The 25447-nt window shown below is 65.5% G+C and carries 21 protein-coding genes; 10 read left to right on the top strand and 11 right to left on the bottom strand.

Translation table 11 applies throughout. The annotated features are described in order from the left end of the window. Positions 1-48: 48 nt before the first annotated feature. On the bottom strand, positions 49-402 hold the full coding sequence (locus ASG57_RS05795; protein ID WP_057195951.1) for a DUF1236 domain-containing protein: 354 nt from the start codon (positions 400-402) through the stop codon (positions 49-51). Between the two features lie 227 nt (positions 403-629). Here ASG57_RS05795 and ASG57_RS36525 point away from each other — a divergent pair, with 227 nt between their 5' ends. Together ASG57_RS36525 and ppdK are read left to right on the top strand one after the other, a co-directional pair. Then, on the top strand, positions 630-785 hold the full coding sequence (locus ASG57_RS36525; RefSeq protein WP_008562090.1) for a DUF3096 domain-containing protein: 156 nt from the start codon (positions 630-632) through the stop codon (positions 783-785). Positions 786-881: 96 nt separating this feature from the next. Next, positions 882-3809, top strand: a complete 2928-nt coding sequence (gene ppdK, locus ASG57_RS05790) for a pyruvate, phosphate dikinase (protein ID WP_057195854.1) — start codon at positions 882-884, stop codon at positions 3807-3809. 47 nt (positions 3810-3856) lie between these two features. Here the strand turns inward: ppdK and ASG57_RS37555 are convergent, their stop codons facing one another. Continuing rightward, complete coding sequence (locus ASG57_RS37555; RefSeq protein ID WP_156402583.1) at positions 3857-4222, bottom strand: hypothetical protein; 366 nt, start codon at positions 4220-4222, stop codon at positions 3857-3859. Positions 4223-4374: 152 nt separating this feature from the next. On the opposite strand from ASG57_RS37555, the gene ASG57_RS05785 reads away from it, so the two are divergent. Beyond that, complete coding sequence (locus ASG57_RS05785; protein WP_057195853.1) at positions 4375-5823, top strand: cell wall hydrolase; 1449 nt, start codon at positions 4375-4377, stop codon at positions 5821-5823. A 55-nt stretch (positions 5824-5878) separates the two neighbouring features. Here the strand turns inward: ASG57_RS05785 and nadC are convergent, their stop codons facing one another. Genes nadC through nadA form a run of 3 tightly spaced genes read right to left on the bottom strand, consistent with a single transcriptional unit; the run spans position 5879 to position 9491 of the window. After that, positions 5879-6757, bottom strand: coding sequence for a carboxylating nicotinate-nucleotide diphosphorylase (gene nadC, locus ASG57_RS05780; protein ID WP_057195852.1), 879 nt, complete (start codon positions 6755-6757; stop codon positions 5879-5881). 11 nt (positions 6758-6768) lie between these two features. Next, a complete protein-coding gene (locus ASG57_RS05775; RefSeq protein ID WP_057195851.1) occupies positions 6769-8373 on the bottom strand; it encodes an L-aspartate oxidase in 1605 nt (534 codons plus the stop codon). An 11-nt stretch (positions 8374-8384) separates the two neighbouring features. Next, positions 8385-9491: a quinolinate synthase NadA gene (nadA, locus tag ASG57_RS05770; RefSeq protein ID WP_057195950.1), complete on the bottom strand. Its 1107-nt coding sequence runs from the start codon at positions 9489-9491 to the stop codon at positions 8385-8387. Between the two features lie 358 nt (positions 9492-9849). Between nadA and ASG57_RS05765 the strand changes: the two genes are divergently transcribed. The 6 genes from ASG57_RS05765 (at position 9850) to ASG57_RS05740 (ending at position 17145) form a co-directional block, all read left to right on the top strand. After that, the gene (locus ASG57_RS05765; protein WP_024341535.1) at positions 9850-11103 is read left to right on the top strand and encodes an MFS transporter; all 1254 of its coding nucleotides are present in this window, start codon (positions 9850-9852) and stop codon (positions 11101-11103) included. 41 nt (positions 11104-11144) lie between these two features. Then, complete coding sequence (gene acuI / locus ASG57_RS05760; RefSeq protein ID WP_024341536.1) at positions 11145-12131, top strand: acrylyl-CoA reductase (NADPH); 987 nt, start codon at positions 11145-11147, stop codon at positions 12129-12131. Between the two features lie 113 nt (positions 12132-12244). Continuing rightward, positions 12245-12832, top strand: coding sequence for a hypothetical protein (locus tag ASG57_RS05755; protein ID WP_057195850.1), 588 nt, complete (start codon positions 12245-12247; stop codon positions 12830-12832). Positions 12833-12985: 153 nt separating this feature from the next. Further along, entirely contained in the window at positions 12986-13231 is a 246-nt protein-coding gene (locus tag ASG57_RS05750; protein WP_057195849.1) for a DUF6894 family protein, read from the top strand. 204 nt (positions 13232-13435) lie between these two features. Next, on the top strand, positions 13436-15172 hold the full coding sequence (locus tag ASG57_RS05745; RefSeq protein WP_057195848.1) for a methyl-accepting chemotaxis protein: 1737 nt from the start codon (positions 13436-13438) through the stop codon (positions 15170-15172). A gap of 284 nt (positions 15173-15456) precedes the next feature. After that, complete coding sequence (locus ASG57_RS05740) at positions 15457-17145, top strand: methyl-accepting chemotaxis protein (RefSeq protein ID WP_057195847.1); 1689 nt, start codon at positions 15457-15459, stop codon at positions 17143-17145. A gap of 63 nt (positions 17146-17208) precedes the next feature. Here ASG57_RS05740 and ASG57_RS05735 read toward each other — a convergent pair whose 3' ends face one another. From ASG57_RS05735 to ygfZ, 6 genes are all read right to left on the bottom strand, one after another. Then, a complete protein-coding gene (locus ASG57_RS05735; protein ID WP_057195846.1) occupies positions 17209-19914 on the bottom strand; it encodes a DUF2339 domain-containing protein in 2706 nt (901 codons plus the stop codon). Positions 19915-19965: 51 nt separating this feature from the next. Next, entirely contained in the window at positions 19966-20934 is a 969-nt protein-coding gene (locus tag ASG57_RS05730; protein WP_057195845.1) for an NUDIX hydrolase, read from the bottom strand. Positions 20935-21151: 217 nt separating this feature from the next. After that, positions 21152-21658 (bottom strand): tyrosine phosphatase family protein, encoded by a 507-nt coding sequence (locus tag ASG57_RS05725; protein WP_024341543.1) that lies wholly within the window; start codon positions 21656-21658, stop codon positions 21152-21154. Positions 21659-21811: 153 nt separating this feature from the next. Next, positions 21812-22426, bottom strand: coding sequence for a YfbR-like 5'-deoxynucleotidase (locus tag ASG57_RS05720; protein ID WP_024341544.1), 615 nt, complete (start codon positions 22424-22426; stop codon positions 21812-21814). Further along, positions 22423-23049, bottom strand: a complete 627-nt coding sequence (locus tag ASG57_RS05715; RefSeq protein ID WP_057195844.1) for a DNA-3-methyladenine glycosylase I — start codon at positions 23047-23049, stop codon at positions 22423-22425. The genes ASG57_RS05720 and ASG57_RS05715 overlap by 4 nt, the downstream gene beginning before the upstream one ends. After that, positions 23046-23927 (bottom strand): CAF17-like 4Fe-4S cluster assembly/insertion protein YgfZ, encoded by an 882-nt coding sequence (ygfZ, locus tag ASG57_RS05710; RefSeq protein ID WP_057195843.1) that lies wholly within the window; start codon positions 23925-23927, stop codon positions 23046-23048. Before ygfZ ends, ASG57_RS05715 begins: the two co-directional genes overlap by 4 nt. A 101-nt stretch (positions 23928-24028) precedes the next feature. On the opposite strand from ygfZ, the gene ASG57_RS05705 reads away from it, so the two are divergent. After that, complete coding sequence (locus ASG57_RS05705; RefSeq protein ID WP_024341547.1) at positions 24029-25363, top strand: dihydroorotase; 1335 nt, start codon at positions 24029-24031, stop codon at positions 25361-25363. Positions 25364-25447: the final 84 nt, after the last annotated feature.

Raw genomic sequence — 25447 nt, 5'->3', positions numbered from 1 at the left:
TCACTGCTCGCGCCAGCCTGATGCGACGCGCCGGACATCTACTCGATCTCAGTCCACCACCTCGACGATGCGGCGCGAGCGCGGTTCGACCAGCACGGTCTCGCCGTTCACGACGGTGTAGCGATAGGTGGTGGCCCCGAAACGTTGCGGCACGTCATAATAAGTGACGCCCGCCTCGGGTAAGGTGGTGCCGACCACGACGCGATCCGGAATGCTGAAGGGCGGCACACGCTGTTGCACGACATATTCACGGAATGCCGGCCGCTGTTCGGCCGCAATCGTCACCGCGCTGTCGACCGACGCAGGTGCGCGTCCGACCGTGACACCGCTTTGCGCCTGCGCGGCAAGGGGCGAGCCGATCGCGGCCGCGAGCGCTGCAAGAGCAAGAATCCTGTTCCGCATGGGCAACTCCTTCCACTTGGTTTTGTAGGACGCGCAAGCGGCGCGACCGGTTGCCAATGCATGCCCAAAGCCAATGTTCCGGCAAATGGCCTGCCGTATTCGCGGCAATTTCGGGCAGTTTTCGTGAGCGCGGGGAACTCGCAGCACGTCTTACGCATCTCTACTCCCGGAACCCGGCCGGGTATGATCCGCGCGCGATTCGCCCCAACTCCACAGAAAGATAGTTCATGCACATCACCGTCGCCCACATTTCGCCGATCCTGTCGTTGATTGCGGGCGTGCTCATCCTGATCATGCCGCGGCTGCTCAACCTCATCGTCGCGATCTTCCTCATCGTCAACGGCGCGATCGGGCTCGGGCTCCTGAAGTGGCTCCGCTTCTAGGCGTTCACTTTTCGGAACTGTTCGTCTTGCGCGGGCCCGCCCAAAGTGGTGTAAGGCCCGCGATTTCCCATTCCTCTCGCAGGTTGTGTGCAAGCTATGGCCAAAGCCGCCTCGAAGCCCAAGAAAATGCCAGCGAAATCAAAGTCCTCTGCCGTCGCAAAAGCCGCGCCGCCGGCCCGCAAGACGCTGGCCAAAAGCGCGCCGAAGCCGGTCGCCAAAGCCGCTGGAAAGCCGGCAGCGAAGCCCACCGCAAAGGCCGCGACCAAGCCGGCTCTGCCAAAGGCCGCCGCGAAGCCCGCACCGAAGAAAGCTGCGCCTGCCAAGGCGGCGCCAGCAGCGGCAAAGGCTGGCAAATGGGTGTTCACGTTCGGCGACGGCAAGGCCGAGGGCCGCTCGGAAATGCGCGACCTGCTCGGCGGCAAGGGAGCCAATCTGGCCGAGATGGCCAATCTCGGTTTGCCTGTGCCTCCCGGGTTCACCATCCCGACCTCGGTCTGCACCTATTTTTACGAACACGACAAGACCTATCCGAAGGAGCTGAAGCCGCAGGTTGAGAAGGCGCTGGACTATGTCGGCAAGTTGACCGGCAAGGTGTTCGGCGACACCAGGAACCCGCTGCTCGTCTCCGTGCGCTCCGGTGCCCGTGCCTCGATGCCGGGCATGATGGACACCGTGCTCAATCTCGGCCTCAACGACCAGACCGTGGAAGCGCTGGCCGAGCTGTCGGGCGACCGCCGCTTCGCCTATGACAGTTATCGCCGCTTCATCACGATGTACTCGGACGTGGTGCTCGGCTTCGAGCATCATCATTTCGAGGAAATCCTCGACACCTTCAAGGACAGCCAGGGCTACACGCTCGACACCGATCTGTCGGCCGACGACTGGGTCGAACTGGTCGGCAAGTACAAGGATGCGGTGGCGCGCGAGACCGGCAAGGAGTTTCCGCAGGATCCGCACGACCAGCTCTGGGGCGCGATCGGCGCGGTGTTCTCATCCTGGATGAACGCGCGCGCGGTGACCTATCGCAAGCTGCACGACATTCCGGAATCCTGGGGCACCGCTGTTAACGTGCAGGCCATGGTGTTCGGCAACATGGGCGAGACCTCGGCCACCGGCGTCGCCTTCACGCGCAACCCCTCGACCGGCGAGAGCAAGCTCTACGGCGAGTTCCTGATCAACGCGCAGGGCGAGGACGTGGTTGCGGGCATCCGCACGCCGCAGGACATCACTGAGGAAGCGCGGAGGGAATCGGGCTCCGACAAGGCCTCGATGGAATCGGCGATGCCGGAGGCATTCAAGGAGCTGACGCGAATCTACACGCTGCTCGAGAAGCACTACCGCGACATGCAGGACATGGAGTTCACGGTCGAGCAGGGTAAGCTCTGGATGCTCCAGACCCGCGGCGGAAAGCGCACCGCCAAGGCGGCGCTGCGTATCGCGGTCGAACTCGCCAACGAAGGCCTGATCTCGAAGAAGGAAGCGGTCACCCGCATCGATCCGGCTTCGCTCGACCAGCTCCTGCATCCGACCATCGATCCCAACGCCAAGCGTGACGTGATCGCGACCGGCCTTCCGGCTTCACCGGGCGCGGCCTCCGGCGAGATCGTGTTCTCCTCGGACGAGGCCGCCAAGCTCCAGGGCGACGGGCGCAAGGTCATTCTGGTCCGCATCGAGACCAGCCCGGAAGACATCCACGGCATGCATGCCGCCGAAGGCATTCTGACCACCCGCGGCGGAATGACCTCGCATGCGGCGGTGGTCGCGCGCGGCATGGGCAAGCCCTGCGTCTCCGGCTGCGGCACCATCCGCGTCGATTACGGACGCGGCACCATGAGCATCGGCTCGCGCACCTTCAAGACCGGCGACGTGATCACCATCGACGGCTCGCTCGGCCAGGTGCTCGCCGGCCGCATGCCGATGATCGAGCCGGAGCTGTCCGGCGAGTTCGGTACGCTGATGAACTGGGCCGACCAGGTCCGCAAGATCGGCGTGCGCGTCAACGGCGATACACCCGATGACGCGCGCACTGCGATCAAGTTCGGCGCCGAGGGCATAGGCCTCTGCCGCACCGAGCACATGTTCTTCGAGGAGACGCGCATCCGCACCGTGCGCGAGATGATCCTCTCCGAGGACGAGCAGTCGCGCCGGGCCGCGCTCGCAAAGCTGCTGCCGATGCAGCGCGCCGACTTCGTCGAGCTGTTCGAGATCATGAAGGGTCTGCCCGTCACGATCCGTCTGCTCGACCCGCCGCTGCACGAGTTCCTGCCCCACACCCACGCCGAGGTCGAGGAAGTGGCGCGCGCCATGAACACCGACCCGCGGCGCCTGGCCGATCGCGCCCGCGAGCTCTCGGAGTTCAACCCGATGCTCGGCTTCCGCGGCTGCCGCATCGCGATCGCCTACCCCGAGATCGCGGAGATGCAGGCCCGCGCGATCTTCGAAGCCGCGGTCGAGGCCGAGAAGCGTACCGGCAGGGCCGTCGGCCTCGAGGTGATGGTGCCGCTGATCGCGACCAAGGCGGAGCTCGATCTCGTGAAGGCGAGGATCGATTCCACCGCCCAGGCAGTGATGCGCGAGACCAACACCAAGCTGGCCTATCAGGTCGGCACCATGATCGAGCTGCCGCGCGCCTGCCTGCTCGCGGGCGAGATCGCAGAGTCGGCCGAGTTCTTCTCGTTCGGTACCAACGACCTGACGCAGACCACCTACGGCATCAGCCGCGACGACGCGGCGAGCTTCCTCGGCCCCTACGTGGCGAAGGGCATCCTTTCGGTCGATCCTTTCATCTCCCTGGATCAGGAAGGTGTCGGCGAGCTCGTCAAGATCGGCGTCGCGCGCGGCCGCAAGACTCGTGCCTCGCTCAAGGTCGGCATCTGCGGCGAGCACGGCGGCGACCCCGCCTCCGTCGCCTTCTGCCACCACATCGGCCTCAACTACGTGTCCTGCTCGCCCTACCGGGTGCCGATCGCCCGCCTCGCCGCCGCGCAAGCCGCCCTCGGCAAGGCGATCGCAAGCCAGGCGTAGCAAAGCGCAGATTGACGCGAGAGAGGCGGGGCGAAACCCCGCCTCTCTCATTTTACGCGGCGCTCTTTCCTGCGAGGGCCCTTGCGACGAACCAATCCAGACTGCCTCAGCGGAAAGGCTCTGGATTGCTTCGCTGCGCTCGCAATGACGAGATTGCGGCACGTACTCGATGCACACTCCTTCATCGCCCGGCTTGCCGCGGCGATGCGGTATGCCGAGACGACGCCGATGAATGGAGAAGCGGCGCACCGGATGCCCGCTTTCTCAGCGCATGACGGAAGCAACTTGGCGTAAGGCGCGATCTCATCGCGCGTCCCTTCTTGATAGGCATGCGTAAGGGTTCCTTCACCATCCGCGTTGACGGCTTGTTTACCGCTTCGAATGATGCGGCGTTTACCACGGCGCAGCATCACCCGGTGAAATCACCTGTGCTCGCTTGAGTGTGCCGCACGGGCCACGCGGATTAACGCCCCGGCAACCTAAATTAGATACTTACGATAAAGATCGAATTGCACGGATGTACTGAGTTCGATCGGACCAGCGTAAGCGTAGCGTGAGCGTATCGATGTCAGTGTTGCGTAACCATCCGAAGGGCGCGCGGTTCGCGTCCTTCGGCATCGGTCTCTGCATCTTCGCATTGATGCCGAGAGAGACCGGCTATCAGGACATTGCCTCGCTGCTGGCGCGCCAACCCGGCGTCGCCGAGCGCTGGCAGAAGCAGGTGTTCTCCGCCGCGTCCTCGATCCAGCTCGCCACCTACAGTTTTGCCCGCCCCATCGGCACGTCGGTTCCGCAGAGCGCGATGGTTCGTCTCGCAAGCATCGATGGCCGCGACGTCACGGGTGCGATCAGTCGCAATCCTGCGCTTCAGGCGCCGCCGCGCTATCAGGCTTCCGACTTTCCCACCGTCGATCGCTCCCTTAAGGGTGATCGCCTCGCAATCGTCACGCCTACGCAGGCTCCGGAGACGGTCGCACCGGCTGTGGCTCCGGCGCAGGAAGATCCCGCGACATCGAACAGCTCGGTGTTCGGCGCCAAGACCGCCGCATTGCCTCACCCGATGTCGCCGGAGTCCGCGGCCGCACTCGATCCCGAGCTCCAGGAAGCCCTGCGCGCGCCGCCGCTGCCGCAATATTCCAATTCGCCGCAGGCCAGCGATGCTGCGCGCACGCTCGCGACCGCACCGCTGGAGACGTTGAAGGGCGCCTCCGTTCCGCCTGCACCGGCGCCCGATCCCTTCAGCGTCAAGACCTCGACCCTGTTCTTCGCCAGCTCCTCGCTCGGCGGCAATCCCGAGACCATGGAGAGCTGGCAGCCGGGCGCCGAGCCGCTGATCGTGATGCCCGACCCCGACATGAAGGTGACCGCCGCGCTGACTCCGCCGACGGCGGACATCGCCAGGAACATCGACAGCGGCGAGAGCGTGGCCGCGAAAGGCGAGGTCAACGGCGACAACCAGCGCGCTAGGTCGCCCGCGGAGCGGCTCGGGCTCGACGACAAGTCGCGCGCCAAATCGGAAAAATGTCTCGCCGAAGCCGTCTATTTCGAAGCGCGCGGCGAGGCGGTACGCGGCCAGATCGCGGTGGCGCAGGTCGTGATGAACCGCGTATTCTCCGGAAAATATCCGGAAACCGTGTGCGGAGCGGTCTATCAGAACAAGCACCGCCATCTCGCCTGCCAGTTCACCTTCGCCTGCGACAAGAACCCGGACGTGATCCGCGAACCCGAGATGTGGGAGCGTGCCAAGAGGATCGCGAGGGCCATGCTCGATGGCCAGATCTGGCTGCCCGAGGTCGGCAAGTCCACGCACTATCATGCCTATTGGGTGCGACCCTCCTGGGTTGCCGAGATGAAGAAGTTGTACAAGACCGGCGTTCACACCTTCTATCGGCCGCGCAATTGGGGCGACGGCAGCGAGGAACCGAGCTGGGGCACCCAGGCACAGACCGCCGCGCTATCCGCCGAACTCGTGCAGGAAGCCAGGAGCTCCGCAGAGCTGGGCGAACGGCGGTAGCGCCTTCAGGAAAGACCGTGCTGTCCGGGACAAGCGCGGCCGCGTTGCTGTCCTCTCAAGCCTCGATGTCCAACGCACAGTCGAAGTTCGGGGCGGAATGCGTCAATGCGCCCGCCGATGCGTAGTCGACACCGGTCGCGGCAATGGCGGCGATCGAGTCCAGCGTGACGCCGCCGGATGCCTCCAGCTCAAGGCGGCCCTCGTTGATCCTGACCGCCTCGCGCAACGTCGCCAGGTCCATGTTGTCGAGCAGCACCGCGTCGGCCATCCCGCTGTCGAGCACTTCGCGCAGCTGCACCAGCGTATCGACCTCGATCTCGATCTTGACGAGGTGGCCCGCATGGGCACGGGCGCGTTCCAGCACCGGACGGATGCCGCCGGCGACCGCGATGTGGTTGTCCTTGATCAGGATCGCATCATCGAGCCCGAAGCGGTGATTGAATCCGCCGCCGCAGCGCACCGCGTATTTTTCCAGCGCGCGCAATCCCGGCGTTGTTTTCCGTGTGCAGCAGATGCGCATCCCGGTGCCTTCGATGCGCGCGACATAGTCCGCCGTGAGCGTCGCGACGCCCGACAGGCGGCCGACGAAGTTCAGCGCGGTCCGCTCGGCGGTGAGAATGGAGCGCGCGGGGCCCGAGATCGTCAGCACATGCTGTCCGCGAGCGACCCGCGCGGCATCGCGGACCTGTGCGCGCACCTCGATCTCGGGCGACAGCTTCTGCAAAGTCGCGAGCGCCAGCGGCAATCCGGCAATCACGCCGGACTGGCGCGCCACCAGGACCGCTTGCGCGCTCGTCGTTTCCGGGATCGTCGCAAGCGAGGTGATGTCGCCGGCGCGGCCGAGGTCCTCGTCGAGCGCGCGGTCAACGGCCGTCTCGATCGCGAGCGAAGAGAGAAAGGCGTCGGGATAAAGCAGTGAGGTTGGGCTGATCATGGGGAACTCCGTCAGGCGATCATGGATTGCGCAATGCGTGGCAGCGGGCGGTCGTCCAGGCTGTGCGCGACATCGCGCATGGCGGAAAGGGTCGTCATCGTTCTCCGCCCGGGCCCGGGCGTCTCAGCCGGATGATCGGAACGGAAATGCGCACCGCGGCTCTCGCGTCGCGTCCAGGCCGCGGTGGCGACCAGCAGGGCCGAAGTCGCCATGATGCGGAGAACGATGTCGCCGGCCTCACGCTCGATCGCGGCGAAGCGGCGCACGGCTTCGGCAAGGCCGTCACCGTCGCGGATCACGCCGACATGCGCGCTCATCATCGTGCGCAGCCGCTTCACGGCTGCGCTGTCCGCCGCGCCGCCTCGCGCCGTCACGACCGGATCGGGTGGGCGGGCAGTCGAGGACATTGTGCGGCCGGCGATGTCGTCGGCAACGCGCGCGGCATAAACCACGGCTTCGAGCAGGGAGTTGGAGGCGAGCCGGTTGGCGCCATGCGCGCCGGTCGAGGATACTTCGCCGGCGGCCCAGAGCCCGTCGATCGAGCTGCGGCCGCGCGCGTCCACGGCGATGCCGCCCATGTGGTAATGCGCAGCCGGCGCGATCGGAATCGGCTGCGTTGCCGGATCGATGCCGGCGGCGGTGCAGCTTGCATGCACGGTCGGAAACTTCGTCGCGAAGCGCGCGCCCAGCGCCTGCCGCGCATCGAGGAAGGCGCCGCGGCCGGCCGCGATTTCGGCGAACACCCCGCGGGCCACGATGTCACGCGGCGCAAGCTCGGCCAGCGGATGGCGCGACAGCATGAAGCGTTCACCTTTGCCGTTGATCAGCGTTGCCCCTTCGCCGCGCAACGCTTCGGTAGCGAGCGGTGCCGGATCGCCGCCCACCATGATGGCCGTCGGGTGGAACTGTACGAATTCCGGGTCGGCGATCACCGCCCCGGCGCGCGCCGCGATCGCAAGGCCGGAGCCGCTTGCCTCGACCGGATTGGTCGTGACGGCATAGAGATGCCCGATGCCGCCAGTTGCAAGCACGACCGCGCGCGCGGCGAGCACGATCTGCCGTGCAGCGGGATTGCCGGCCTTCCGCAATTGAAGTCCGGAGACCGCGCCGTCCGCTGTCAGCAGTGCTTCGGCGACGAAGCCTTCCATCAGGCGGATCGAGGGTGTGCGACGTACGGCATCGCTCAAGGCCGCAATGATCGCGGCGCCGGCGCCATCGCCGCGCACATGAACGATGCGACGCGCCGAATGCGCAGCTTCCCGTCCGGCCGCAAGCCTGCCGTCGAGATCGCGATCGAACGGCACGCCAAAGGCGAGAAGATCATGGATGCGCGGTAGCGCCTCGCGCGCGATCCCGAGCGCGACGGCTTCATCAACGAGGCCGCCGCCGACCGCCACGGTGTCGGCGGCATGTGCCTCCGGCGTATCGCCTTCGGCCACGGCCGCGGCGATGCCGCCTTGCGCCCATGCGGACGATGCGCCCTGCCCAAGCGGTGCCGCCGAGATCAACGTCACCGGCCGCGGCGCGAGCTTCAGCGCGCAGAACAGCCCGGCAAGGCCGCCGCCGACGATGACGACGTCGTCGGTGCGAGCGAGGTCGTGGATGTCGTGTTGCATGTTGTTCGCTCTCAATTCCTCAGATTGATCATGCGCTCGACCGAACGTCGCGCGCGATCCGCGAGCGCGGGATCGATCGACACCTCCTCGCGGAGCGTCAGCAGGCTCTCCAGAATGTTGGCGAGCGTGATGCGCTTCATGTGCGGGCAGAGGTTGCAAAGGCGGAGCATCTCCACATCAGGCAGCTCGGCCCGGACATTGTCGGCCATCGAGCATTCGGTGATCATGACGAGACGCCGTGGCCTCTTCGCGCGCACCCAGTTGATCATGTGTGCGGTCGAACCGGTGAAGTCGGCTTCCGCGAGCACATCCGGCGGGCACTCCGGATGCGCGATGATCTGGACCGACGGATCGGCCTCGCGAAAGCTCCGCAGCTCCTCGCCCGTGAACCGCTCATGCACCTCGCAGGCGCCTTTCCAGGCGATGATGTTCACATCCGTCTTCGACGCCACATAGGTCGCGAGGTAGCGGTCTGGCAGGAAGATCACGCTCGGTGAATTGAGGCTCTCGACCACCTGCACGGCGTTCGACGAGGTGCAGCAGATGTCGACCTCGGCCTTCACCTCCGCGGAGGTGTTGACATAGGCAACGATGGGCACGCCGGGGAATTTTTCGCGGAGCAGCCGCACGTCCGCGCCGGTGATGCTGGCGGCGAGCGAGCAGCCCGCGCGCGAATCGGGGATCAAGACGGTCTTGTGCGGATTGAGCAGCTTTGAGGTCTCCGCCATGAAGTGCACCCCGCACTGGACGATGATGTCAGCCTTCACCTTGGTGGCTTCGACCGCGAGCTGGAGCGAGTCGCCGCCAATATCGGCCACACAGTGGAAGATCTCCGGGGCTTGGTAATTGTGGGCGAGGATGACCGCCCCCCGCGCGCGCTTCAGCTCGTTGATCGCGTGGATCGCCGGTGCCATCAGCGGCCATTCGATCGGCGGGATCACGTGCTTCACGCGGTCATAGAGCGGCGCGGTGGCCCGTTCGATCTCCGACGTCCATTCCAGTGAGGGGATCGGCCATTCCGGTCCCGCGGGCACCGCTACGGTGCCGGGGGAGGAGTTGCGCTGGGCCTGGGGTCGGTCGGTGAAATCGTCGGGGCCGTAAATTCCGGTGATCGGCATGAAAGCCTCCCATGTTGTCATTTGTGCTCAGTTTGAGAATATATGGGGCCTGAGAAATCCGGCCGAGAGGCCGGACCCATAACAGCATTGCACCTCATATGCTCAATCTGAGTAAATCAAACATAGCACGCGGCGCTGCAGACCGCCAAGCCCTGTCGCGCACATTCCCGTCACTCGCCGGTCAATGCGTCGGGTGAGGCCGTATTGAAACGCAATGCTCCCGCGGCAGCTCCTCTTGGAATGCAATGGTTTTGAGCCCGGGTCTCCTTTTGACTTGGGCTTTCCATGCAGATGCATTAAACGGGCCCTCCTGCGGCTGCTGATTTTGCAGGCCCGCCAATGACAGACGAGGAAGACCATGTCGACACAGATCGGCGAACTCGCTCCGGCCTCGCGTTCCTCCAACTGGCGTACCCCGGCCGTCATCATTCTGTGCGGCTGTGCGATCGGCATGCTCGGCTTCGGCCCGCGCTCGGCGCTCGGCTTTTTCGTGCAGCCGATGAGTCACGAATTCAGCTGGGGCCGCGATGTGTTCGGCCTCGCGATTGCCGTGCAGAATCTCTTGTGGGGGCTGGGCCAGCCGTTCGCAGGCGCGGTCGCCGATCGCTTCGGCCTCTTCCGGGTGATGTGCGTCGGCGCGCTGCTTTATGCCGGCGGCCTGCTGCTGATGCGCTACTCCACGACCCCGCTGTCGCTCGACATCGGCGCCGGCGTCATGATCGGTTTTGGGCTCGCCGGCTGTTCGTTCAATCTGGTGTTGTCGGCGTTCAGCAAGCTGTTGCCGCCTGAGAAGCGCGGCCTTGCGCTCGGCGCCGGCACCGCAGCAGGCTCCTTCGGGCAGTTCCTGTTCGCGCCCATCGGCGTTGCGCTCATCGACAATTTCGGCTGGCAGCAGGCGTTGTCCGTGTTCGGCTTCCTGATGCTGCTGATCATCCCGCTGTCGCTGGCGCTCTCGACACCGCCGGTCGCAGAATCAGCAAAGGCGACGGCCGCTGATGAGCAGACCTTCACCAGGGCGCTGGCCGAAGCCTTCGGCCATCGCTCCTACGTGCTGCTCGTGCTCGGCTTCTTCACCTGCGGCTTCCAACTCGCCTTCATCACCGTGCATCTGCCCGCGTTTCTGGTCGATCGCGGCATCTCCGCGCAAACCGGCGGCTGGGTGATTGCGGCGATCGGCCTCTTCAACATCATCGGCTCGCTCAGCGTCGGCTATCTCCAGAACCATCTGCCCAAGCGCTATATCCTCTCCACCATCTATTTCACCCGCGCGCTGGCGACGCTGGCCTTTATCTCGTTCCCGATCACGCCGTTCTCGGCGATCGCATTCGGCGCGATTTCCGGCCTGACCTGGCTGTCGACGGTGCCGCCGACCTCGGCGCTGGTGGCGCTGATGTTCGGCACGCGCTGGCTTGCGACGCTCTATGGCTTTGCCTTCGTCAGCCACCAGGTCGGCGGCTTTCTCGGCGTCTGGCTTGGAGGCATCGTGTTCGAGCGCTTCGGTTCCTATACGCCGATTTGGTGGCTCTCGATCCTGTTCGGCGTGCTTTCCGCGCTGATCAATCTTCCGATTGTGGAGAAACCCGTCGAGCGAGCGGTTGCACAGCCGGCCTGATCGGCTAAACAATCCGGACAAGCAAGTCAGGGAGTTCAGTCGTGGCCACATTCAAGGCAATCCGGATCGACAAGGCGGACAAGGGCACCACCGCGCAGCTCACGCAGTTCGATGAAGCCGAGCTGATGGACGGCGACGTCACCGTCCGGGTCGAATGGTCGACGCTGAACTACAAGGACGGCCTTGCGCTGACCGGCAAGGCGCCGGTGGTGCGCCGCTTCCCGATGATCGCCGGCATCGACTTCGCCGGCACAGTCGAAGCCTCATCGCATCCGCAGTGGAAGGCAGGGGACAAGGTGGTCTGCACCGGCTGGGGTATGGGCGAGACCCATCTCGGCGCCTATGCCGAGAAGGCGCGGGTGAAGGGCGACTGGCTGGTCGCCCTGCCGCAAGGCCTGTCGGCGCGCGACGCCATGGCGATCGGCACCGCCGGCTTCACTGCAATGCTCGCGGTGCTGGCCCTCGAGAAACACGGCATCTCGCCGAAGAGCGGTCCAGTCGTGGTGACGGGTGCTGCGGGCGGCGTCGGCTCGGTCGCGATCGCCGTGCTCGCCAAGCTTGGCTATCACGTCATCGCTTCGACCGGCCGGGCCTCCGAGGCCGACTACCTGAAGCAGCTGGGAGCAGCCGAGATCATCGACCGCAGCGAATTGTCGGCACCGGCAAAACCTCTCGCCAAGGAGCGCTGGGCCGGCGGTGTCGACAGCGTCGGCTCGACCACGCTCGCGAATCTGCTCTCGATGACGAAGTACGGCGGAGCGATTGCGGCCTGCGGTCTGGCCGCCGGCATGGACCTGCCGTCCTCGGTGGCGCCGTTTATTTTGCGAGGAGTGTGCCTTCTCGGCATCGACTCCGTGATGTGCCCGATTGAGCCCAGAAAGGCCGCCTGGCAGCGCCTGGCATCCGATCTGGATCGAACAAAGCTCGTTGAAATTACTAAGGAAATACCGTTGTCTGAGGTTTCGGATTGGGGCGCGAAAATCCTGGCCGGGGAGGTCCGCGGCCGCATCGTGGTAAAAATTGTCTAACGACGTTCAGACTTTACCAACCAAGCTGCTTCAATGTCGCCATGGTTCGTATGGTAAGCAGCGGGTAAAGAGATAAGGCATCGCCCGCTGCGGGGTTGGGTTCGGAGTTGAGCATGCTTGCGCGTATTGTGTTGGGGGCTGTCACGGCGGCAGCAACGTTTGCGCCGGCCATTGCTGGAAGCATGAACGCCGACGAGGCGCGCCGCTTCGTGGCCGGCAAGGTGTTCGCCTTTACCTGCTTCGATGGCACCCGCGGTGCAGGCCGCATTCTCGACGATCTCGGCGCCGCCGGCGCCGTGCAGTTCTCGGGCGCAGGACCGGTCAAACATCTCCGGCTGCCCGGCAACACGCTCCAGATCCGCGGCCAGAACGTCTGCGCCTCGATCAAGGGCATTCCGTTCGAGCCCTGTTTCAACCTGGAAAAGACCGATGATCGCAGCTTCCGCGGCTCGGTATCCGGCATGGGCTTCGCCTATTGCGACTTCCGCCACCAGGGCGGCAACCAGATGCTGATGGCGCGTGCAACGGCGCGCCCGCGCTCGCCGCGGAATTCGGATCGCACCGGTTCGGTCGGCCCGGCCAACACCGAAGTCGCCGCGCGTGTCGAAACCCCGCGTGTCGAGAGTAGCCGGCTCGAGCCGGTGAAGCCGGAGCCCGCGAAGACCGAGGCCCCGCTGGAGCTGCGTCGCTCGACTCAGTGAGTTGGCGTTGCCGCGCAGTCGCTGCTTCCTCAATGACATTCGTCCAGCGCGGAGCTGCCGCCGTAGTCATACGGACAGCGGCGTTCACGGGTTGGTAGCTGTTCGCGCCTCAGTTTGCGTGCGGCCGGGGCGGTGCCACGCAAGGGTCGAACGATGTCGCTGTATTTCTTCCGTATCAGCACCGGCCGCTATTCCGGCGCCGCCGATCAGCCCTACGAATTCGAGGATCGCGCAGCCGCCTGGACCGAGATGACGGAGGTCTGCGCCAACCTGCTCGGCAGCATCGCGCGCGGCCTGAAGCCGAACGCCGAGTGGTGCATGGAGCTGATCGACGAGAACAAGAACCCGGTCTTTCGCGTCACCCTCATCGGCGAGACCGTCGGATGCAAAGCTTCCTAGACCTCACTTCAAGCTGCAATTTACAACCAGCGCGAGATCACTCCGCGTCGCGTTCAATCATTTGGCGTAAAATGTAGGTATTTGTGCGAGGGATCTCGTTAACCTAACGATGGAACTCTGACCGTTAGCTTCGCGGTAAGGACGACGATCAAGGTCCAGGCGGCCAACAACGACTTGGCAGCTCGTTTCGGGGGAAACGTACCGATGTTCAGCCTCTTACAGAATTTGCAGATCGGGACCAAGCTGGCGATCGCTTCGGCTCTCGGCGTGCTCCTGGTCGGAGCCATGATCGCAAGCCAGACGCTTGGCAATGCGAGCATCCGCGAAACCAGCCAAAGCGCACTTGCCCAGCAGCAGATCGCACGCGACGCTGTGAAGGCCGAGGCAACAGTTCGCGGCATGCAGCTTGCGGTACGAGACATTCGTCTCGCCAACAGCCCGGCCGATATCCAGAAAGCCACCCAGAACCTGGGCGAGCAGCAGAAATCGACCAGTTTTCTGGTCGATGAGATGCTGAAGCTTTCTCACGAGATGGAGAACCGGGCTCCGATCGAGAAACTCAGATCGCTGGCCGCGAACTACGAAAAGGCTGCGCAGCAGATCGCGCGCGTCCGCGGCGAAGCTGTGGCCGCGAGCGGTGCCGACGGCGCCACGCGCGCTGCAAAGCTCAACGAAGACGCCATCCGCATGGCACGCGAGATTACTCTGCCGATTGCCGGCGAGCTCGACGTGGTGATCGGCCAGATCGCCGACCACGCGAGACATAAATCCGAGGAGAAGAATGCCTTGGCCGCGGCGCAAATGAGATCAAGCGAGCAACTTGCGATCCTGGTCGGCGCCTTCGCTGCGCTCGTGCTCGTCTGCTCCTGGCTGATGTCGTTCCTGACCGTCGCGCGGCCGATCCGCGCGCTCACCGTGGCGATGGATAAGCTTGCCGGCGGCGATTTCTCGGTGGTGCTGCCCGGTCTCGGCCGCAAGGACGAGGTCGGCGGCGTCGCCGCGGCAGTCGAAAAGTTCAAGCTCGTGTCCGAGCAGAAGGCGCGCGAGGAGGCCGAAGCCAAGATCAGGCAAGACCAGATTGCGGCTGCGCAACGCAAGGCCGAGATGCACAAGCTCGCCGACAGCTTCGAAGCCGCGATCGGTGAAATCGTCGATACCGTATCCTCGGCCGCGACCGAACTGGAGGCATCTGCGTCGACCCTGACGTCGACTGCGGCGCGTGGACAGGAGCTTACCACGATGGTTGCTGCCGCCTCCGAGGAAGCCTCCACCAACGTGCAATCGGTGGCATCGGCGACCGAGGAGCTGTCTTCGTCCATCACCGAGATCAGCCGGCAGGTGCAGGAGTCCGCCCGCGTCGCGGGCGATGCGGTGAGCCAGGCCCGCACCACGACCGACCGTGTCGGCGACCTTTCCGCCGCCGCAGCGCGGATCGGCGACGTGGTCGAGCTGATCAACACCATCGCCGGCCAGACCAATCTTCTTGCGCTCAATGCAACCATCGAGGCCGCGCGCGCCGGCGAGGCGGGACGCGGCTTTGCCGTGGTCGCCTCGGAGGTCAAGGCGCTTGCGGAGCAGACCGCGAAGGCGACCGGCGAGATCGGGCAGCAGATCGCCAGCATCCAGACCGCGACCGATCATTCGGTCGGCGCGATCAAGGACATCAGCCATACCATCGAGAAGCTGTCGGAGATCTCCTCGACCATCGCAGCCGCGGTGGAAGAGCAGGGCGCCGCTACCCAGGAAATTTCGCGCAACGTGCAGCAGGCGGCGGCAGGCACGCATCAGGTGTCGTCCAACATCACCGATGTTCAGCACGGCGCTAGCGAGACTGGCTCGGCGTCTGCGCAGGTGTTGGCGGCGGCGCAATCGCTGTCCGGCGACAGTCAGCGCCTCAAGCTCGAGGTCGGCAAATTTCTCTCCACCGTGCGCGCCGCCTGACGGCGACGTGCTGCGGCAGATCCGGGCGAATGCTACGACGCATCCGCATTAGGGCGGAGGATTTCCCTGCGGCTGCAACAGAGGATTGCAGCGAAGATGGCCGTCGACCGGGCACGAGCCGTAGTTTTACGTAGGTTCCTGTTAACGCCTGTTTGCAATTATAGGCGCAATCTCACGGGATAAGAACCAGCCAGCATCGTTGGAATGACCCCCGCCCTGTCGTCCGCCGCGACGATTGCGGCGCAGGTGATTTGCGCGTTGCTGGTGCTACCGGGGTTATCGTGATGTCGAAGTTGTCGATCGTTTTCAAGCTGCTGACCGTGCTGTCGGTCCTCGTGCTCTCCCTCGCCGGTGTCGGCGTGATGGCGATCGGCACGATGCAGAACATCAATGCCCATACAGTCGAGATTGCGGAGAGCTGGCTGCCGAGCGTGCGTGCGCTTGGCTCGATGCGCGCCGACATCAACGAACTGCGCGTCGTCCTGCGGCTACACCTGATGCAGGAGAGCATTGAAGGCAAGGACGCCGCTGAGAAACGCATGGCTCCGCTGCGCGAGCGCATCGAGAAGACGCGCAAGGTCTATGAAGCGCTCATCACTTTGCCCGAGGAGCGCTCGATCTACCAGCAGTGGACCAAGGCATGGGCCGAATACCTGAACGGCGTTCAGGAGACGATGGCGCTGTCGCGCAAGAGCCCCGGCCGCTTTCCGACCGATGCCAACGAGCTGTTGCAGACCAAGGTCGCGAAGATGGCGCAGGCGGCGGATCCGCTGCTGCTGAAGAGCATCGAGCTCAACAACAGCGGCGCCGAAGCTGAAACGAAGCAGGCGGCCGACAGCTACGCCACCATCTTCCGCTTGCTCGTCGGTATCATCGTTGCAGCCGTCGCTATCGCGATCGCCGCCGCCTACTATCTCGTGCGCGACGTCTCCCGCGGCATCGCCTCGATCATCAAGCCGATGCAGTCACTCGGCCAAGGCGACCTCTCGGCCGAGGTGCCGCATCGCGGCGAGAAGACCGAGATAGGTGCGATGGCGGATGCGCTCCAGATCTTCAAGGACGCGCTGATCGCCAAGAAGGCCGCCGACGAGGCGGCGGCGCGCGACGCCGAGGCCAAGATCGAACGCGGCCGCCGCGTCGATGCCATCACCCGCAATTTCGAGGTCATGATCGGCGAGGTCGTCGAGACCGTGTCGTCGGCCTCGACCGAGCTCGAGGCTTCCGCCGCTACGCTCAGCGGCACGGCGCAGCGCGGCCAGGAGCTCGCGACCGTCGTTGCGGCCGCGTCGGAGGAGGCTTCCACCAACGTCCAGGCGGTGGCGTCCGCCTCCGAGGAGCTGTCCTCCTCGATCACCGAGATCAGCCGCCGCGTACAGGATTCGGCGCGGATGGCGGCGGAAGCCGTCGAGCAGGCGGCGCGGACCAACGAGCGCGTCAACGCGCTGTCGCAGGCCGCCTCCCGCATCGGCGACGTCGTCGAGCTCATCAACACCATCGCGGGCCAGACCAACCTGCTCGCGCTGAACGCGACCATCGAAGCGGCACGCGCCGGCGAGGCCGGCCGCGGCTTCGCCGTCGTCGCCTCCGAAGTCAAAGCGCTCGCCGAGCAGACCGCGAAGGCGACGGGCGAGATCGGGGCGCAGGTGTCCGGCATCCAGGCCGCGACGCAGGAATCGGTCAGCGCCATCCAGGAGATCGGCGGCACCATCGAGCGGCTGTCCGAGGTGTCCTCGGCCATCGCGGCCGCCGTCGAGGAGCAGGGCGCGGCGACGCAGGAGATTTCGCGCAACGTGCAGCAAGCCTCGGTCGGCACGCAGGAGGTGTCGTCCAACATCACCAACGTGCAGCGCGGCGCGATCGAGACCGGCTCTGCCTCGGCCGAAGTGCTGTCGGCAGCGAAGTCGCTTGCGACCGACAGCACTCGCCTGAAGGTGGAAGTCGCGCAGTTCCTGGAATCGGTTCGCGCGACCTAAAGGCAAGGCATTTCGGTTCTTCACCTCTCCCCGCTCCGGAGAGGTGGAACCTCGCCTGGAGCTCTATGTGCCCGTTTGCGCAGCCGGTGGCGGTGCGGCCTGCCGCCGGAACAGGATGCGCTGGTACAGCCAGCCGATCGCGACCAGCACGACGCCGAGGCACATGAATGAGAGCGCGCGGTAGACGCCTGTCAGCGTCGACATGTCGATCACGAAGGCCTTCAGGATCGTCAGTGCGATCACAGCGGCCGAGGCCAGCCGCGCACGCTCCGAATTGACGAGGATGCCGACGCCGAGCAGCGCAACGCCGAAGGCGAGCCAGCCGATCGAATAGGTGTATTGTTCCGCGCCCGTCGTCGGTCCGGTGGACAGGATCGGACCGTGATAGAAGCGGCGGATCTCCAGCGTGACATAAGCGAGCGCGAACACGAGCGCGCCAGCCGCAATAGTGTTGGCGTAGACCTTGCCGCGCTCGCCGACGACAGCATACGACAGCAGCAGCATCAGTACCGCCGGCAGCGCGTAGCCCAGCAGCAGCAGATTGAACACGGCGCCGCCGACGTCGATGCGCCACAGCAGGGGATTCTCCATGATCAGGAGGCCGAACACGCTGATCAGCCCGCCGATCGCCGTCAGCACCACCGCGCCGACATTATGCACGATGCTGTGGCTGCGCAGCCGCAACCGCTCCAGCCCGATCGCCATCGCGAGTGTGATGCAGACCTGCAGCGCGAACTCGAGCAGGGAGGGGGGCACGGTCATGCGGCCGCCCGCCGCAAAGTGCCGAATCTCCATGAACGCGAGCAGGGCGGTGAACAGGATCGCGGCGGTCTCGACCATGCGTAGCGGCGCATCGTCGGCACGGCGGCGCAGGAAGATGCTCGCAGCCCAGAACGATGCGGCCGGCACGCCGTAGCCCCACAAGAGCCAGTTGAAAATCGGCGTGGTGCCGACGGCGTCGCCGACGATGCGCGGATCATAGGCGATGCGCGCGGTGACGAGCCCGGCCAAGATAGCGGCGAGCCAGCGCAGGAACGGAATCGGCCGCTGCATCGAGATCCAGGCGGTGCCGAGCGACATCAGCGCCAGCGCGATCGTCAGCCAACCCTTATCCAGCGCGAAGGTCAGCGCCAGCGCCATTGCGCCGAGCGTGCCGGTCGCGAACAGGGCCGTGGAGATCGCGATGCCTGGTCGGGTCTCGCGGCGCGCGAGCGCTTCGGTCGCTGCGCCGAAGGCGGCGGCAAGCAGCACCGCGACGATCGCGAACGGGATCGAGCGGTCGAGATGAGCGATGCGTGCGTAGAGCGCGACCAGAATTGCGATCGGCATCGCAACTGCCGTTGCCGACCACACCACCGGGATGATTGCCGAATTCGAGCGGCCTTGCGCGAGGAAACCCGCGATGCCGAAGCCTGCCGCGAAGATCGCGGCCATCACCAGATGCAGCGTCACCGCGCTGCCGGTCGCGGTCGGCCCGATGCCGGGCATGGCGCCGCCCGGCAGCACCAGCATATCGGGATTGGCGCGCACCGCCCATTCGGCGAACACGATGAAGACGGTCGCGGCGGCCGCGCCAAGGGCGCCGGTGGCCGCCGGCGCGCGCCAGGCGACGAACAGCGTTCCGGCGACCAGCAGCGTGAAGGCAAGCAACGCGAGATCGGCGTGTCCGCTCGAGAGCACGATCAGCATCGCGCCGAACAGATAAGCGCCGAGCGCGCTCGACGAGACCGGCTCGATCTCGCCATCGTCGATGCCGGGCCCGAACATGAAGCCGCAGACGACCAGCAGCGCGGCGAGCAGGAAGCCGGCGATGACATGGAAGGCGTGCGGCGCGACCTGCAATTCGGCGGCGTCGAGACCCGGGAAGGTCCACAGCACGGCGAAGACGATGGTGGTCACCGCGAGCCAGCGCCACAGCCGGATACGGGCAAGGCCGAAGCTCGCCGCTGTCACGATCGCAAGATAAACATAGAGTGCCCAATAGTCTGGCTTGCCGCTGGAGACGAGGATAGGCGTCACGAAGGCGCCTACGACGCCGAGCCCGGCGAGCGCGGGGCCATGCAGCAGCGCTGCGGCGAGCGTGCCGAGCGCGACCAGGCCGAGCAGCACGAAGGCCGTCGCGGGCACGAGGAATTCGTACAGCGCATAGGCGGCATAGATGGTCGCGAAGGCCACCGCCGTGCCGGCCGCGGTGAGGATTGCAGGGATGTTGGCGATCGGCAACGCCTGGAGGCTCGAGATGCTCTCCTTGCGCCGCGTCCATTCGCCGGCACCGAGCAGCGCCAGTGCGAACAGGCCGCTGAGGAATACGCGCACGCCGGGACCGAGAAGGCCGGCCTCGATCGAATAGCGCACCATGAAGAAGCCACCGAGCGCAAGCGCAAGGCCGCCGATCCAAACGACCCAGCGGGTGCCGAGCCGCTCCTCGAAGCCGGGTGCGGGCGCCGGCACGGGCGGCGGTGCGCCGGCTTCAAGGCTGGCTTCCAGCGGGGGCGGGGAAACATCTTCGGCAAGGGGCGGAGGCGGCGCCAGTTCGGGTTCGGGCGCAAGCGGGGGCGGCTCTGGGGCGGCCGTTGTGGTGGTGGCGGGCGCCTGCTCCCAAACAGGGGCGAGCGGCGGCGGCTGCACCGGCCGCTGCGCGTGAAGGACCTCTTCGAACGAGCTCAGCCGTCGCCGCAGATCGGCCGCCTGGCTCGAGGCCTTGATCGCGATGAAGAAGGCGGCGATCGCAATGATCAACGCGAAGACGTCAAACGGACCGTCGAACATGAAGCCTCCAGGCCACCGGCGGGGCAGAGGCCGGTACCACAGTAACAGGATCTAGCGCCGGGACCGCACGCGCAAGCCCGGCGCGGGCCGCTCCTGGAGCACCTCGCGGCGGAAGCGATAGAGTGCCGCCGGCCGTCCGCCCGTCTGTGTCGACATGACCCCGGTCGGTTCGACCAAGGCCTCCATTTCGACCAGGCGGCGGAAGTTCTGCTTGTGCAGATGCCGGCCGGAGATCGCCTCGACCGTATACTGCAGTTCCGTAAGTGTGAATTCAGCCGGCAATAGTTCAAAGACGACAGGGCGATACTTCAGTTTTGCACGTAAACGCGCGATCGCCGTGGCGAGGATCCGGCGATGGTCGAACCGCATCGAGGTCCCGAGCGGGGGAATCGCCTTGCGCGCCAATGCCGCAGGGCGTCCATCACGCCGCGCCTCCTCGATCAGCCCGGCCTCGTACAGCAGTTCGTAGCGGTCGAGCACGCGCTCCTCGTCCCAGGGCGCGCCGTCGAGACCGAAATAGAACCGCACGCGATCCTTCCGCGGCAGCGCGCGTGTCGTCTCCGGCGTTTCTTCCTCGGCCCACTTCGTCAGCGCCGGGATGATGTCGCGGGAGATGATCCCCGGCGGCTCGTCCCGCCAGTCTTCCCAGGGGAAGAAGCGGTACCATGGCGCGAAGCCCGCCGCGTTTGCAGCAAGCTCGCCGTCCACAGGTCGCGTCAGCGCGAGATAGCCGATCGACACCATATGTGCCCCGGTGTCGCCGGCCTCGGCATGGCGGCCGCGATCGCCGAAGGTGTAGAGCTGCTCGACGTAGCCGAGCCGCAGGCCCGTCTGTTCCTCGACCCAGGCGCGCAGGCCAATCTCGAAGGTGCGGTGGCTAACCGCATCGAAAGGGCCGAACGGCAGGCCGGCAAGCCCGTCGGCGCCTCGTGCGGTCAGGATCAGCGGCTCGTGGTTCTCGATCGCGACGATCGCGGCGGTGAGGCCAATCTCGATCGGCGTCAGGAGCTGGTCGCTCATGCGATGACGATCGCGCCTGAGAGAGAGATGCGTCGGTGCAGGTTGTCTGAGCGGCTCTCTCCGCGGGCTCGCTGCACCTTTCCCGCGAGCGGGAGAGGTCGCGCCGAAGGTGCGGGTGAGGGCTCTCGCGTCTTGGGGACTCGCAATGAGGTGACACCCCCTCCCGTAAGCGGGAAAGCGGGCGCAGTCCCGCTGCGGCTGCTATTCGATGCAATTCTCATTCGAGCTCGATCACGAAGGGGCGGCCTTCCACCATCATCGCGCCGGGGCCCATCTCGTCGAGCGCGCGCAGCATGCGGCCGTTGCGCCCCAGTGCACGATCGGCAAGGCTGACGATGCGCCGGTTCGGCGAGGCGATCGGCGACGCCGCGCGAATCTTCCTCGCGATCTCGACCTCGTCACGATCCGGATTCAGCGCGCAGACGGCTGCGAACGCGCTTGCGGTGGAGCGGCTGATGCCGGCATAGCAATGCACCACCAGAGGCGCGCAGCGATCCCAGCCGCGCACGAAATTCAGCACCTGCTCGATATGCGTCTCCGATGGCGCGACGAAACCGTCCATCTCCTCGGTGATGTCATCCATCGACACCTTGAGGTGGTTGGCCGGCAGCACCGACACCGGACGTGCCACCTGCTCGACATTGGCCATCACGGTGAGCACATGGCTCGCGCCCGTAATTCGGACAGTCTCGGGAAGCGCGGCGAGGGAACAGACGTGGATCATGGCGGACCTTTTTGCCGGCAATTATAGCGAGGGACAGTAGGGTGAGCAAAGCGACTTGTCGCCGTAGCTCAAAAAGCGAAGGCGGACGCATGTCCGCCGCTTAGCCGCAAACGCGGAAGGATGGTGGGGTACGGCGCAGTGCGCCGGCAGGGCCTACGCAAACACGGCGCCGAACCGCTCCAGAAACTGCTTCTCTGCGCGAGCCGCCGTCCAGGGTGTCAAGTAGTCGCGCCGGACGCTGTCGGACAGGCCTGGATCCTTGCCGAACAGGCGCTTGGCCTCGCTCTCGCCGAAGCCGGCGAGCTCGGTTGCCTCGAGGTAAGCGGCGCCGCGGTCGGCGGCTTTGATCGCCAGCGTGATTTCCTCAGGCAGCTCCGCTGGGAGGCCGAAGCGGATATGGATGGCGCCGAGCAACCGCTTCTCGACCGCCTTGTAATGACCATCGAGCACGGCCTTGAACGGCGAGATCATGTCACCGATCACATATTCCGGCGCATCGTGCAGCAGGGCGGCGAGCCGCATGCGCTGATCGGCCCGCGGCATCTCATGCCGCAGCACGGTTTCTACCAGCAACGTGTGCTGCGCGACTGAGAAGATATGCGCGCCTATGGTCTGCCCATTCCAGCGCGCGACGCGGGCAAGGCCGTGCGCGATGTCGGCGATCTCGATGTCGAGCGGGGAGGGATCGAGCAGATCGAGCCGTCTGCCCGACAGCATGCGCTGCCAGGCGCGGGACGGCGCATCGCGCGCGGTCTTCTTCGCCGTCATTTGGCCTTGAGGCGCGGCTTGCGCCGGGTCTTGCCGCAGATCGCGTGACAATGGCAGTCGACGAGATGATCGTTGACCATGCCGGTGGCCTGCATGAAGGCATAGACGATGGTCGGGCCGACGAATTTGAAACCGCGCGAGGACAGCTCCTTGGAGATCTGTACCGATAGCGGCGTCGAGGCCGGCACGCTCGCGGTGGTCTTGAAATGATTGACCAGCGGCTTCCCGTCCATGAAGTCCCACAGCAGCTTCGAGAAGCCCGGGCCCTTCTCCATGATGTCGAGATACGACTTCGCGCTCAGGATCGCGCCGTCGATCTTCGCCTTGTTGCGCACGATGCCGACATCGTTCATCAGCGCATGAACCTTCTTGGCGTTGTAGCGCGCGATCTTCTCCGGCTGGAAATCGTCGAAGGCTTCGCGGAAATTATCGCGTTTGCGCAGGATCGTGATCCACGACAGCCCGGCCTGGAAGCCGTCGAGCATCAGCTTTTCGTACAATGCGCGGTCGTCGTACTCGGGCACGCCCCATTCGGTGTCGTGATAGGCGACATAAAGCGGATCTTCGCCGGGCCAGGGACAGCGTGTCTTTCCATCGGGATGCAGGCGGGCGGCGCGGCTCATGTGATGGGCTGCTTGGCTGGGATTCGAACGACGTCAGGTTCAGCGAGCGTCAGAGGCAGCCCACCAGCGGTGAGCGGCTGGCCTGCATCGAGCGCTTCGGCGACGCGGTCGATGCGCACCAGGGCAATGCCCTTGCCGCCGGCGCTCGAGCCGATGGTGCCGACCGGCTTGTCGCCGGCGAGAATGGTCGCGCCCGGCTCGGGCGACGCGCCGTCGAGCAGCACCTTCACGCTGCGCGTGCGCGCGGTGCCGCGATGCTGCATGCGCGAGACGACCTCCTGGCCGACATAGCAGCCCTTGTCGAAATCGACACCGGCAAGACGATCCATGTTGGTCTCGTGCGGGAACGCATCGCTGTACATGAAATCGAGCCCGCCGCGGGGCACGCCGAGCGCAATACGGTGTGCCTCGTATTCGGCGGGATCGACCAGCTCGGCGCCGATGAGATCAGACAGCTTCGTCTTGAGGTCTTCCGGAATCAGGATGCGATAGCCGAGCCCGTCGTTGCGCGGATCGGCGAAGGCGAGGTCCGGTTGGGCCGTGGGCTGGCCGTCCCAGGCTGCGAGCACGCCGAGATCGCCGGAGAGGTTGTCCACCGTGGCCTTGGCGCGCAGCTTGTAGAATTTCAGCTTGGTGACGAGGGTGTCCGCCAGCGCTTTGGGGCAATCGATCAGGAACCCGCCGCCATGGCCGGCCGGCACCTCCGTGATCAGGAAATCCACAATGATCTTGCCCTGCGGCGTCAGCAGCGCGCCGAATCGCCCCAGGCCCGGTTTCAGCCTGTCGAGGTCGGTGGTGATGAGGCCGTTGAGGAAGTTGCGCGCATCCTCGCCCGCGACCTTGACCACGCCCCGGTCCGGAAGAAACGCCGATTTCATGCGAAAATCTCTTGCGACATGTTGCTCCGGAACGTAAGCCCGCAACGCATAAACGACAAGACCTCGAGCCCTGCGCTTGGGGATGAGAGAGGCCTTCAGCCATGAGCCAGCGTTTCGATGTGATTCTCAGGGGCGGCACCGTGGTCAACCAGGACGGCGAGGGTGTTCGCGATATCGGCATCAAGGAAGGTCGCATCGCCGAGCTGGGCCCGCTGTCGCAAGGCAGCGCCGCGGAGGTGATCGATTGCAAGGGCCTGCACATCCTACCCGGCGTGATGGACACGCAGGTGCATTTCCGCGAGCCCGGGCTGACGCACAAGGAAGACCTCGAGACCGGCTCGCGCAGCGCCGTGATGGGCGGCGTCACCGCCGTGTTCGAAATGCCCAACACGGCGCCGCTGACGGTGACGGACGCCGAATTCACCGATAAGGTGAATCGCGCCCATCATCGCATGCATTGCGATTTCGCCTTTTTCATCGGCGGCACCCGCGAGAACGTGCAGGACCTGCCGGTGCTCGAGCGCGCGCCGGGCTGCGCCGGCGTCAAGGTGTTCATCGGCTCCTCGACCGGCGCGCTCCTGGTGGAGGACGACGAAAGCCTGCGTCGCATATTCCAGGTGATCCAGCGCCGCGCCGCTTTCCACGCCGAAGACGAATATCGCCTCAACGATCGCAAATCGCAGCGCATCGAAGGCGATGCGCGTTCGCATCCGGTCTGGCGCGACGAGACCGCGGCGTTGATTGCGACACAGCGCCTGGTCAAGCTCGCGCACGAGACCGGCAAGCGCATCCACGTGCTGCACATCTCGACCAAGGAAGAGATCGAGTTCCTGCGCGACCACAAGGACGTCGCGTCTTGCGAGGCGACGCCGCATCACCTCACACTGGTCGCCCCCGAATGCTACGAGCAGCTCGGCACGCTGGCGCAGATGAACCCGCCGGTGCGCGGCGCCGATCACCGCGCCGGCATTTGGCGCGGCATAGAGCAGGGCATCATCGACGTGCTGGGCTCCGACCATGCGCCGCATACGCTGGAAGAGAAGCAGAAGACCTATCCGGCCTCGCCCTCGGGCATGACGGGCGTGCAGACGCTGGTGCCGCTCATGCTCGATCACGTCAATGCCGGCCGCCTGTCGCTGGCGAGATTCGTCGACCTCACCAGCGCCGGTCCTGCGCGAATCTACAACATGGCCTGCAAGGGCCGCATCGCCGCCGGCTACGATGCCGACTTCACCATCGTCGATCTGAAGCGCAGCGAGACCATCACCAACAAATGGGTTGCATCCAAGGCCGGCTGGACGCCTTACGACGGCGTCCGCGTCACCGGCTGGCCCGTCGGCACCTTCATCCGCGGCCGGCGCGTGATGTGGCAGGGCGAGCTCGTGACCCCCTCGCAGGGCGAGGCGGTGCGGTTTCTGGAGACGCTGAAGCCGTAGGCTCTTCTGTCGGGGGACGAACGCACCATCCCCCGCCACAGCGAGCGCAGCGACGCTATCCAGAAAATTTTCGGTAGAGGCAGT

It is taken from the genome of Bradyrhizobium sp. Leaf396, from assembly GCF_001424605.1.
Taxonomy (GTDB): Bacteria; Pseudomonadota; Alphaproteobacteria; order Rhizobiales; family Xanthobacteraceae; genus Bradyrhizobium; species Bradyrhizobium japonicum_C.
This window is presented reverse-complemented; position numbering and strand designations above follow the sequence as displayed.